Origin of the sequence: Shewanella sp. LZH-2 (assembly GCF_016859145.1) — a bacterium.
Classification (GTDB): Bacteria; Pseudomonadota; Gammaproteobacteria; order Enterobacterales; family Shewanellaceae; genus Shewanella; species Shewanella xiamenensis.
Genome location: NZ_CP069350.1, coordinates 2,635,329 through 2,647,484, shown reverse-complemented (window position 1 = coordinate 2,647,484; position 12,156 = coordinate 2,635,329). Strand labels below are relative to the sequence as shown.

9 protein-coding genes are annotated in these 12,156 nt (G+C 44.5%); 6 read left to right on the top strand and 3 right to left on the bottom strand.

Annotation, left to right across the window (positions count from 1 at the left end; translation table 11 throughout):
- Positions 1-24: 24 nt before the first annotated feature.
- Both JM642_RS11730 and JM642_RS11725 read right to left on the bottom strand, forming a co-directional pair.
- Positions 25-666, bottom strand: a complete 642-nt coding sequence (locus JM642_RS11730; protein ID WP_203431850.1) for a hypothetical protein — start codon at positions 664-666, stop codon at positions 25-27.
- A gap of 51 nt (positions 667-717) precedes the next feature.
- On the bottom strand, positions 718-1,077 hold the full coding sequence (locus JM642_RS11725) for a DUF2750 domain-containing protein (RefSeq protein ID WP_037425300.1): 360 nt from the start codon (positions 1,075-1,077) through the stop codon (positions 718-720).
- 406 nt (positions 1,078-1,483) lie between these two features.
- Here JM642_RS11725 and JM642_RS11720 point away from each other — a divergent pair, with 406 nt between their 5' ends.
- Positions 1,484-2,785 carry a lytic murein transglycosylase gene (locus JM642_RS11720; RefSeq protein WP_239000437.1) on the top strand — a complete coding sequence of 434 codons (1,302 nt, stop codon included), beginning with the start codon at positions 1,484-1,486 and terminating at the stop codon, positions 2,783-2,785.
- A 160-nt stretch (positions 2,786-2,945) separates the two neighbouring features.
- Positions 2,946-3,434 (top strand): peptidylprolyl isomerase, encoded by a 489-nt coding sequence (locus JM642_RS11715; protein ID WP_037425387.1) that lies wholly within the window; start codon positions 2,946-2,948, stop codon positions 3,432-3,434.
- A 244-nt stretch (positions 3,435-3,678) separates the two neighbouring features.
- Here the strand turns inward: JM642_RS11715 and JM642_RS11710 are convergent, their stop codons facing one another.
- Entirely contained in the window at positions 3,679-5,607 is a 1,929-nt protein-coding gene (locus tag JM642_RS11710) for a M1 family metallopeptidase (RefSeq protein ID WP_037425295.1), read from the bottom strand.
- Positions 5,608-5,943: 336 nt separating this feature from the next.
- On the opposite strand from JM642_RS11710, the gene JM642_RS11705 reads away from it, so the two are divergent.
- The 4 genes from JM642_RS11705 (at position 5,944) to JM642_RS11690 (ending at position 12,069) form a co-directional block, all read left to right on the top strand.
- A complete protein-coding gene (locus JM642_RS11705) occupies positions 5,944-6,171 on the top strand; it encodes a DUF3389 domain-containing protein (RefSeq protein WP_037425292.1) in 228 nt (75 codons plus the stop codon).
- 75 nt (positions 6,172-6,246) lie between these two features.
- Complete coding sequence (locus JM642_RS11700) at positions 6,247-6,912, top strand: alpha/beta hydrolase-fold protein (protein WP_139122647.1); 666 nt, start codon at positions 6,247-6,249, stop codon at positions 6,910-6,912.
- A gap of 363 nt (positions 6,913-7,275) precedes the next feature.
- Positions 7,276-8,985: a bifunctional UDP-sugar hydrolase/5'-nucleotidase UshA gene (ushA, locus tag JM642_RS11695; RefSeq protein ID WP_069454797.1), complete on the top strand. Its 1,710-nt coding sequence runs from the start codon at positions 7,276-7,278 to the stop codon at positions 8,983-8,985.
- Positions 8,986-9,411: 426 nt separating this feature from the next.
- Positions 9,412-12,069, top strand: coding sequence for a TonB-dependent receptor (locus tag JM642_RS11690; RefSeq protein ID WP_203431849.1), 2,658 nt, complete (start codon positions 9,412-9,414; stop codon positions 12,067-12,069).
- Positions 12,070-12,156: the final 87 nt, after the last annotated feature.

Here is a 12,156-nt window from a genome sequence, read left to right as displayed (position 1 = left end):
AACATAAGGTTTTAGTTTGGGTGGCTACTCGCTTAATTCTGCTTTGACATCGGCTAACACTTGGCGCTTCATTTCTTTCTCCGCGGCAATGTGGATACGTGCAAGCCTGAGTGCGTAGCTAAATCGATGTTTACCAACGAGCCTAAGTAATTCTGCAAAAAAGGCTGAATCTAAGCAAAATTGTTTGCTGTAGTAGTGAATGGCAGCAGGCAATGATGAATAGCTTACGCCATCGAACTCAAACTGAGTACTGTCTTGTTGACATTCGAGGTCAACGCCTTCAAGCAGAATGGGCCATCCGGGAAAGTTGATCCTGTCGCGGGCAATTTGATACATCATCCAAGCACTTTTTTTAAAGCCTTCAAACACTTTGCAGGAAAACTCAGACTCGGCGAGTTCCGCTTCTGTCCAATTAATGCCAATGGCTAAATGTTTAGCGTAAAGGGCCATTAAGGCATCTTTAACCGCCATTCGGCAGTCCCAAATTGAGGTTAAGGGATGTTGTTTCGCCAGTTTTAAGCATTCGCTGCAGCAAGGCACGGCAAGGGAAGGATGGGGCGCATGCGGCGTTGCATGATATTCAAAAAAATCTTTACAAGGTTCACCACAAAACCAGCAAAGGTGGCGCTTATCGAAGGGAATATCGATACAAGTAATAGGCAACATCAAGGCCAGAGTTCCTCTGGCCTTGATGTGTTAAGCATGACGCTGAGAAAATTAAGCTTCTTCAACATCAACTAAATTTTTGGCAAGTACGATAGGATCGAGTTCTAAACATTCTTCATCGCTTTGCCAATCAACGCCAATGAGCACGCCATCATCATTTAAATCGAATACCCAGTATTCAAGAAATTCTTCAAGGCTAATCGCAACGGCTTGGTAGTCTTTCCATTCTTCGGTGCAGTGGGATTTTGCCTGCGCTTCGCTTGACCACAAAGGCATTACATCAGTGTCTTCGAACTCGCCTGAGTCACAAACCACCCATCCTTCGCCTGTTTCATCCATCAAACCCCACAGTGTTTGATGCTCTTTTACGTTTTCGATAAAGCCAGCTAAAGCCGCGTTGATTTCAGTCATGATAGGTCTCTTTGAAGTTGCTATTAACTCACCCATTATACGGCAACGGCTAGATAGACCAAGGGATTCTTTGTTAAGATTTTTTCGCTGTTGTTTAACTGAGCAATAAGCGAATTTATCCGTGTATTTATGGTGATGAGCATTGTGTTGACGGGCGCTATCGGTCAGGATGTGCGCTCTAGAGGCGTAAATCGGGTTAACCGGAATTACGCGCATCTGGAGGATTTCCAGTGGGGGAGAAAATACCTTTGTGGATTTTTAGCCGTTGTTCATTCTCGTTTATCCTTGAATTAAGCCAGCAACTGCTTTGTGGCTAAAAATCGTATCTCTCTTGGCATGAGTCGATCCCAACTCGTGTCTTGCTCAGCTAAGGCATACCTTAGCACTGAATTGAGGAGTAATTGATTTGATGAAAGCAAAAGGCATGTACTCTCTTGCAGCGAGCATCACGGCCTGTGTTAGCTTAAGTGCTTGTTCTAGCGCGCCGACCGCTAATGCTACGTCTGACAATAATAGTCAAATTGCTATCGAACAGGCGCAAGCCGCGCAAGACGTGCAATTGAACGAGATTATCGCCAGCCATGCGGCCGCCTTTCCGACGTGTGTTGCAAACCTTCAGGCGCGCGCGCAACGTGAAGGTCTATCTGAAGAGACGATTAACAATACAGTGGCAAGCCTACAGTTTGTACCTAAGGTGATTGAGCTTGATCAAGCTCAGCCTGAATTTAGTCAAACCTTCACGAACTATTTCACCAAACGGGCAACGGATTGGCGAGTTAATGAAGGTCGACGTTTACTTAAAAAACACCGAGTATTGCTTGATAAACTCGCGCAGCAATACGGCGTACAGCCACAATACATTCTGTCTTTTTGGGGACTAGAGACCAACTATGGTTCTTATAAAGGCAAAATGTCCGTCTTAGATTCCCTTGCAACCTTAGCCTGTGAGCCTCGTCGAAGTGATTATTTTACGACTGAGCTGATGCAAGCGCTTAAGCTTAAAGAAAAATATGGCTTTGATAAGAGCACTATGGTGGGCTCTTGGGCGGGCGCCATGGGGCATACTCAATTTATGCCCTCGGCTTATGCTAAATATGCCATCGATGGCGATGGAGACGGTAAAGCGGATCTGTGGAATAGCACAGAGGATGCCCTCACATCAGCGGCTAACTTTCTACAACACTTAGGCTGGCAGCGTAACGAGCGTTGGGGCCGCGAAGTATTATTGCCAAACAATTTTAGCTACCAACATCTTGGGGCTAAAGAGGCGCAGCCTCTGTCACAATGGGCTGCGCAATCTGTGCGGCAAACGAATGGATTGTCTTTGCCCGCTATTGATATGAAGGCCGCGCTATATTTGCCTTCAGGTCACACTGGACCTGCGTTTTTAGGCTATGAAAACTTCAATGTGATTATGCGTTGGAATCGCTCGGAGTTTTACGCCATTACCGTGGGCCATTTGGCTGATAGAATTAATGGCGGCGAACCATTAAAAGTCGCGCCGCCCGAGCAGCCACGTTTGAGCCGCGAGCAAATCAAACAGTTACAAACCAAACTGAATGAATCCGGCTTTGATGTTGGTAAACCTGATGGTGTGTTAGGCCGCAATTCGACTGCGGGGATCCAAGCATTCCAACGCAGTAATAATATGATTGCCGATGGTTTCCCAAGTCCTGAAGTCTTTACTGCCCTAGGTATTTCACTCTGATAGACGCCTCGTTATAGGTCATCGCCCGCAGACAATGCTTGAAGCAACCACTGCGCTCCATTGGCGCAGTGGTTTTGTAGGGATAAAACAGTGGAGTGCAAAGGCCAGTTTTGTTAAGCTCGGCCGACATTTGAAATCGAAGCAAGTCAAAGGATATTCGATGAACATTAAAGACGATATGGTTGTGCAGTTTAATTACACCCTGCGCGACGAAAAAGGCGAAGTGATCGAGACGAACGAAGGTCGCGAGCCTATCGCTTATTTACACGGTCATGACAACATGATGCCTGGTGTTGAGAATGCGATTAATGGTAAAGCGGTTGGTGAAAAGTTCACAGTGACGCTGCCATGCACTGAAACCTATGGTCAACGTATTGAAGGTGAAGCGGCGCAGCAACGTGTATCGGTAAAGCACCTGTTAGGCGCAAGTGTTTGGAAGCCAGGTATGACGGCGGTAGTTCATACTGACCACGGTCAACGTCAAGTTACAATCGTAAAAGTCGGTAAATTTATGGCGACCGTGGATGTTAACCATCCATTAGCGGGCCGTGACTTAACCTTCGATATCGAAGTGGTTGGCGCCCGAGATGCGACCGATGAAGAAATCGCCCACGGTCATGCTCATGGTGTCGGTGGTCATCACCACTAATCGGTCAGAATGTGATGTTTGATAGCGCTGCTAGCGCATTTTAAGTGCTGCGATACAATCACCTGCCGATGATAAAGCAAAGCCCAAACCTAAGTTTGGGCTTTTTTGTTGGGTTATTATTTGAATTCTGCTTTAACCTCATTTCGTGACGGTAAATTCACCTCAAACCGCTCTTTACCGCGCTTACTGCGATGAATTGACTTAATTCTTAGTTTTCACACTCCAGATCAATCTTCACTTGCGGTTAATGCTCGTGTTCAATCGGGGTATCGCTAAACATCATATCTAAACTGGCTTGAGTCTGTGGATGGTAGCCGCTGCGCGCCGCAAGGTAGATGGCTTTAGCCCAGTCATAGTGCTCGCTGCTCGCCAGTTTTTGGTACAAGGGCACAATCAGCCTGCGCCGGCCAATCTCGGTTAAATGTTGTTTCAGTGCTGGTAAGACACTGTAGTATCCGTTATCGAGGGCGAGGGCATACCAAGCAAAGGCGATTTCATTATTGTGGGTGCCAGTAAAATGAAAGGCCTTATCTAACTCGGCTAATTGTTGCTCAGTGAGATTTAGCCTTGGCATTTCATTAATAAAGCGTAGCCATTGATGCACAGTCCAGTCCTGAGTGTTTAGGGCGCTGGCGGCACGCTTGCCTTCTAACCATGCTTGGCGCTGGGCATCGATATCATCGAAGGCGTGTGAGTTGGGGGGCACTAAAAAGCTAGGTAAACCTTGTCCCTCAACCCAAGTATCCACTTCGGACTCGCTGACGATATTGGGATATTTTTGCAATAACTGCTGCGTGAGGTAATTGCGGAACTGCTCCGTGGTAATGCTTTGAAACGCAAAATGATCAAAGTAACTTTTGACAAAGTTATCGAAGCGTTCACGGCCGAACTTTTGCTCAAGGAAACGCAGGAATAATTGTCCTTTGACATAGGGCACGCCGCTAAAGGCATCGTCGGGATCGCGCTCACCTAAGTCAATATGCAGTACGGTGTCGCCTGCGGGTAACTCGGCTAATTCTGCCAGCAGCTCTGAGTAACTAATGGTTTGCTCCATCAATGCACGGTCGCGGCCATAGAGATCTTCCATAATCCGGTTTTCCACATAGGTGGTAAAACCTTCGTTGAGCCAGAGATCGCGCCAGGTGGCGTTAGTGACTAAATTGCCCGACCAAGAATGGGCCAGCTCGTGGGCAATTAAACTCACTAAGCTTTTATCTCCCGCGATGACTGTGGGAGTAATAAAGGATAATCGCGGATTTTCCATCCCGCCGAAGGGGAAGCTGGGCGGGAGGATCAACAGATCGTATCGACCCCAGCGGTAATCGCCGTAACGTTTGGCGGCGATGGCGATCATCTCCGGCGTATCGGCAAATTCTTTGCTGGCCTTGGCAAGCATTTCTGGCTCAGCCCAAATGCCTGAGGTGTCGTCTAAGGCGGCAAATTGCAGGTGTCCCGCAGCAATGGCAATCAAGTAGGCAGGAATCGCCTGCGGCATAGTGAATTGGGTTTGCGTTGCAGACATACTCTCTCGGTCGGCACTCATCACGACACTAATACCTTGCTTCGCTGTGACTGTGGCGCTGTAGGTTTGGCGCACTGCGGGTGTATCTTGCAGCGGGATCCAGCTCCTGGCATGGATGGCTTGGCTCTGGCTAAACATAAATGGCCATTGCTTACCTTGGGTTTGCTCTGGAGTTAACCACTGAATGCCTGATGGATTCTTGGATGTATGGTAATTAACTTTGATCTTAGCGACTCGCTCTTGAGGCAGATTGATGGTGAGCGCTGCGCCTTTGACCTTATCGGTCGCACCTAAACTAAAGGGCACGGATTGCCATTGGCCGTTTGCATTTAACATGCTGACACTGTTAATCGTCAGGTCACGGGTATCTAACACCAGCATCTTGCCTGCTTTATGCCAATCTAGCTCGAGAATGGCGTTGCCCGAAAGTTGTTGCTGCGCAAAATCCACATTTAATGCGAGTTCAATGTGGCGAATACTTACTTGTTGGTAATTGGCAAAGGTCAGTTCATCGGTGGCAGTATGCAATTGGCTGGAGGCGACGCTAGCAACATTACTATTAGGTAAGCTATTGGTTGCATTGGCATATTGTACTAATGGCAGCAGTAGCAACAGGGCACTGCTAATGAGGGTACGACGGGATAAAAACATATAACCACCCAGTGTTGTGATTCTTGTATGGTGTAAAACGCGATCGCCGCGGGCGACTGTATTCGTTGGGGCGTGAGTTTACTCGAACTCAGTAGGTTTGGGGCTATTTAGCTGACACTAAAATGTAATCAAACTTAATTTGGGATGAGGTTGACGTTGAGGAAAGGTTACTCTTTTACGAAAACGCACGCCAGAGTGTGCTATTTAACTCTTGCAGGGGGATGCAAAGCGACTTGGCTCATAGAGGTTATCGGGTATGTAAAAGTACATCCCAGCGATATAACTTTGTTATCATGACGCGTGTTCACAATGTCTTATAGCTACAACAGGACAACTATGGTACTGGATTTTTCACAGGGTAAGCTGATAGCAACAGAGTTTGAAGTACAGATCAGATTAAGCGTGGCCAATGTTGTGCTTCAAGCGAGTGCCGAAGATATTAGCCTTAGGCTTGACCCTCCAATGATCATCGCCAATGGTGGCGGCGTGCGTTGGAGCATGAAATTAGATAACGCGGAACAGCTCGATGCGTTACAAGCACTCCTCGGGATCGATTATTTGTAAGCACATTTGATTATTGCCAAATGTGCTTGACGTTTAACCTTAATTTTCAATTTGATTTAGAAAGGATTTATCAGTATGACGCTCGAACGTATTGTGATTGAACCCCAAGTTGAGGCGACCGCGGTTGTGGTCTGGCTTCATGGGTTAGGCGATTCTGGTGCTGGTTTTGCCCCCGTTGTACCTGCGCTAGGGTTGCCAGCGGATCACAGTATTCGCTTTATTTTTCCCCATGCACCTGAGCAGGCGGTCACCATCAATGGTGGTTATATTATGCGTGCTTGGTATGACATTAAAAGTATGGACTTGCATGATAGAGCGGATATGCAGGGCGTGATGGCATCAGAATTAAGCGTTCAGGCGCTGATTGATGAACAGATTGCCGCAGGTATTCCAAGTGAGCGCATTGTGCTGGCGGGATTTAGCCAAGGCGGAGTGATGAGTCTGTTTACCGGATTACGCTATCCTCAAAAACTTGCCGGTATTATGGCGTTATCCTGCTATTTGCCAACGGGTGATGTATTGCCAAGCCAACTAACTGTAGCCAATGCTGACACGCCGATTTTGCAGCAGCATGGCGAGCAGGATGATGTCGTTCCGTTATCAGCCGGATTGTTGGCAAAAGAGGCATTAATTGCCGGTGGATATCCGGTGCAATGGCAAACCTATCCGATGCCACATTCAGTTATTCCTGTGCAATTAAAAGCGATTAGTGCTTGGTTACAACAGCGTTTTGAAATGTAGTTAAATCTAAATGCTTATAAAATCATCATGCGGTAAACAATTTTTTGCCGCTTGATGTTTTTTATAAAGAACAATGCGGCTGTCTGCGAAACTTCTGTAAGCTACTTAAATTAAAGCATTAAAATTTACAATTATATTTTTAATTGTCATTAAATTCGAAAAGTGAAAATAAGTCGATTAGCTTATTTTTTATTTGAAACAAAACTGTATTAAAACTCGCCAAAAATCCCACATTAAAGTCACGTTTATTAATAAAAATGACACAATTCATCTTTATTCTTTGATATTATGCGTGACGCGAGAGTTGATGGTACTCGCACAATCTATCTATGATAAAATAATTAAAATCAAGGGGTTGATGTAATGACAAATAAGCTTATTAAAGGATTAATTGCCACTGCCGTGCTTGCTGCGTTAGCAGGTTGTAATAGTGATGATGACAAAGTTCCAACAACTTGCGCCGAAGCGGGTGCTGCCTGTAAAACATTTACGGTATTACATACAAACGATAACCATGGCCGTTTTTGGGAAAACAAAGATGGTGAATATGGTTTAGCTGCTCAGAAAACTTTGGTTGATCAAATTCGTGCTGAAGTCAGCAAGAAAGGTGGTCAAACATTGTTGCTTTCTGGTGGTGATATTAACACTGGTGTGCCTGAATCCGATTTACAAGATGCGATTCCTGACTTTACTGGTATGAACAAAATTGGTTACGACGCAATGGCGGTCGGTAACCATGAGTTTGATAATCCATTATCCATTGTGGACATGCAACGTAGTCTTGCTGAATTCCCTATGTTAGCGGCTAACATTTATAAGACTGATGGTACTCGCTATTTCGATGCCTATAAAATATTTGATGTTAATGGTGTCAAAATAGCTGTTATCGGTCTAACCACTGAAGACACTGCTAAGATCGGTAACCCTGAATATATTAGTGAATTAGAGTTCAGAGATCCAAAGACTGAAGTTGCCAAAGTCATCAAAGAAATCAAAGATGCTAAGTCGGCAGACATCATTTTTGCTGTGACGCATATGGGTCACTACGCAGATGGCCAAAATGGTAGCAATGCCCCTGGTGATGTGGCGTTAGCCCGTTCACTTAAGGAAGGCGAACTTCAAGTGGTGATTGGTGGTCATTCACAAAATCCCGTCTGTATGGAGCCAGGTAATAAGGCCTATGCAGCATTCAAACCGGGCGATGCCTGCGCACCAGATCAACAAAATGGCACTTGGATCATGCAAGCCCACGAATGGGGTAAGTATGTCGGTCGTGCTGACTTTGAATACTTTAATGGTGAACTTCACTTAGCCAGCTATAAATTAGTGCCAGTGAACTTAGTTAAAGAAGTCACTGATGAAGCGGGTAACAAGAAAAAAGTACTCGTTGGTGAAAAGATTGAGCCTGATACAGAGTTAAAAGAGCTGCTTTCTTACTATCAAGAGAAAGGTCAAGCTAAGTTAGACGAAGTGATTGCGACTACCGATGCGCTGCTTGATGGTGAACGTGCAAACGTACGTAACAAACAAACCAACTTAGGCCGTATGTTAGCCATGGCACAAAGTGCTAAAGTGTCTGCTGATTTTGGCGTGATGAACTCTGGTGGTGTGCGCGCTTCTATTAAAGCGGGTAACATTACTTACCGTGATGTACTCACCGTTCAACCTTTCGGCAACATGGTAACCTTAAACGAAATGACTGGTGCGGCGGCTGCTGATTATTTAGGGGCTGTGGGTAGTTTACAAATTGGTTCTGGTGGTTATGCGCAAATTACTGGCGTGAAGATGACCATTGATTGCGTGGCTAAAAAAGCAACAGTCCATGAAATCAATGGTAAAGAGTTCAGCGCTACAGCAAACTACAAATTCACTGTACCTAGCTTTAACGCTGCAGGTGGTGACGGTTATCCTAAACTGGCGAGCCCAATCCAGACAGGTTATGTAGACGCCGATTTACTTTATTCCTTCCTGAAAGAGAAACAATCCATTGTTGCAGCTGATTATAATCCAGTAGGTGACATTGTGTATGAAAACTCTGAAAGTGTAGAAGGTTGTAAGATTACTGCTAAGTAATCTACAGCGGTTAATAAAATGCCACTCAATTTGAGTGGCATTTTTATTTTGCTCGTTTATTTTTCCATCCGTTAGATACAGCCTAAAATCACCATAAAATAAAGCGATACATTTTGCTAACTATGTATATTAAATTGAGTAGATTGATATTTCGTAACGCGAGATGTTCAATTGATTCTATTTGTATCAGTTTATCAATAATCGCTTAAATTTGCTTAAAGACCTTTAACGCTATGTTTGGGTTGAATTTTGTACGTTTTAAACTCAAAATTTATTTGCTGTGTATGTATCAATTTGTTTTTTTGTTGTTATTTGTTGTTGTCGATATTCGTTTTGATTAACAGTATTGATACGTCAAGGGAACTTGAAAATTAACTAAAATAACAACAAGACGGGTTTATTCATTTAAGCCTCAAGGAGAGATATATGCATCATCTAACGTTAGCAGCTAGAGCTGTGCGCGCTAGTCTAATCACTATGGGTTCTGCTAGTGTTTTATTATCTGGAATAACGATTGCGGCAGAAGAAAATACCAAAGTTGAACGTATTGAAGTCACTGGATCACGTATTAAACAGGTGGATATGGAAACCGTTTCTCCTGTCACTGTGATTAATGCGGCTGATATTGCGATGACGGGTGAAAAAACCGTTGCTGATGTTTTGAATAACTCGGCAATCAATAGCTTTGGTTCATGGCGGGGCGTTTCTGGTTATGGGTCAGGTGCTAGCTCAACAAGTAATGTTAATCTTCGCGGACTAGGCTCGTCTGCTACGCTGGTGTTGCTCGATGGCCGCCGTATGCCTGGTACGAGCTCAAGCTCGGGCTCTGTTGCAGACACATCCTCAATTCCAATGGCGATAGTCGAGCGCATTGAAATCCTACGTGATGGCGCCTCTGCTGTTTATGGTTCAGATGCTGTTGCGGGTGTGATCAACATTATTACCAAAAAAGAATTTGATGGCTTGCAATTAGATTACAGTACAGAGCAGCCTAGTGTTGAAGGCGGTGATGCTAATCGTTTATCCATTGCAACAGGTTATAATACGGATAAAGGCAATATTACCTTAACCTATGAATACTATGATACCAAAGCCGTCATGGATCGTGATATTTGGAATATGGACGATCCGAGTTACGCAACCTACAGTGGTTTTAGTTCTGTGCCAAATGGTAAATATGGCACAGGTAATGGCAGTTGGTATAGCAATTCAGATATTTGTGACCAAACTGAAAATACCGTCGATACAACCGATGGAAATAATAAGGGCCGCTGTTTATATGATTCAGGTAGAGTGACTAAATTATTTGGTGATCAGACCCGTAATTCCTTTTTATCCAATTTTACCTATGAAATTACCGACGGTATTCAATTTCGCGGTCGTGCATCTGCCTCGTTAGCTGAAACTGAAACGCGTTACGCAGGGACACCTGTGTCAACAAATTATCCAGTAATGAGTGCTGATAATAAATTCAACCCCGTTGGGGAAGATATGACACTTTATATGCGCTCTGCCCAAATTGGCGAGCGTGATACCTTAACTGAGACCAATAATGTCGATATTCTCGGTGGTTTTATTGGTACGCTGGATTTAGGCAATGGCATTGATTGGGAATTAAATGCACAGCATTCCCGCTCAACCACGAATTCATTTAATTACAATTTAATTAATGATGAGATAGTTCAGCAAGGAATAGATTCTGAACAGTACGATATTTTTAATACCACGGGCATGAGTTATGAGCAGTGGAACCAGCAGATGACTGAGCTGTATCGTAAGGCGGCTCATACGGGCGTGTATCAAGGTAAGTTTGAAAGCACTCAAATTGATGGACTGGCTTCAACGCTGCTTGTTGATAATGGCGATGTCTCTGTTGCTATGGTCGGTGGGCTTGAATATGAAATGATTAAGTTTAAGCAAACCAGTGATCCAGAGTCCGCTTCGGGCATTATCTCAGGTGGCTCGGGTGGCGATGATGTGGATGCAACCCGTGATCGAAGTGCAGCTTATTTAGAATTCCAAGTTGGCTTACCCGCGAATGTTGAGTTATCGGCCGCCGTTCGGTACGAGCGCTATGAACAGGAAGGATCGCTCACTGGTGCCCAAGGGCAAGTAGTTAATTCATCAACTTTTGATGCCGTAGTGCCTAAATTTGGTATTAGTTGGCGCCCCGTGGATAGCTTGTTACTGCGTGCCAGTTACGGTGACTCCTTCCGCGCACCCAATATGGGTGAAATGTTCTCTTCACAATCTTTAAGTTTTGAAAAAGCCGTCGATTCGCTTTGGTGTAATGAGCCAGGTAATGTGGATGCGGTTTATTGTGCGACCAGTAATCAACACAAAACTTGGTATGGTGGTAATCCCGACCTTGAGGCCGAGGAGGGTAACTCCTTGACGTTAGGTGGCGTATGGAATGCTACTGATAATTGGAATATCGAATTATCCTACTTTTCGATTGCCTACGAGAATAAAATTGAGTCGATAAGTGTGAACGACATACTGCGTGATGAAATTAAAAATGGTTCATCACCCTATGTTCACCGTGGTGCCGATGGCAAGATTGAATATATTGAAGCGGGTGTGCGCAACTTAGCGACGGTTGAAACGTCAGGTATTGATTTTGTCACAGCTTATAACCTAGAAACGGGGATCGGTGATTTCAACTTCAGACTCGATTTAACCCATGTTTTGGATTTTAAAAAGCAAGATAATGCCGAATCAGAAATGATTGATTATGCCGGGCTTACTGATTCGCCTGATTGGCGTGGTAATTTTGCAACCAGCTGGAAATATGACGATTTTTCTGCGGCCTGGACCGTAGTGTATATTGGTCGTCAATCGGCTGATTACTACAATCAGTTAGAAGAAACCGATGTTTACGTCGATTATTCAAACTACTTTAAACACAACATCCAGTTTGCCTATAACCATGCTTACAATGGTTCAATCACAGTTGGGGTGAATAATGTGTTTGATGCCGATGCACCAAACTTTTATACCTATGCTGATTACCGTGATGTAAACGTTGGACTGTATGATGTGTTGGGCCGTACTTACTATTTGAGAATTAACCAGAAGTTTTAAGTTATCCTTCTCCCTGGATAACTCAAACCTCCGCTTGCGGAGGTTTTTTTGCTTGTGGAATTTTGCTTGTGGAATATAGAGACGCTG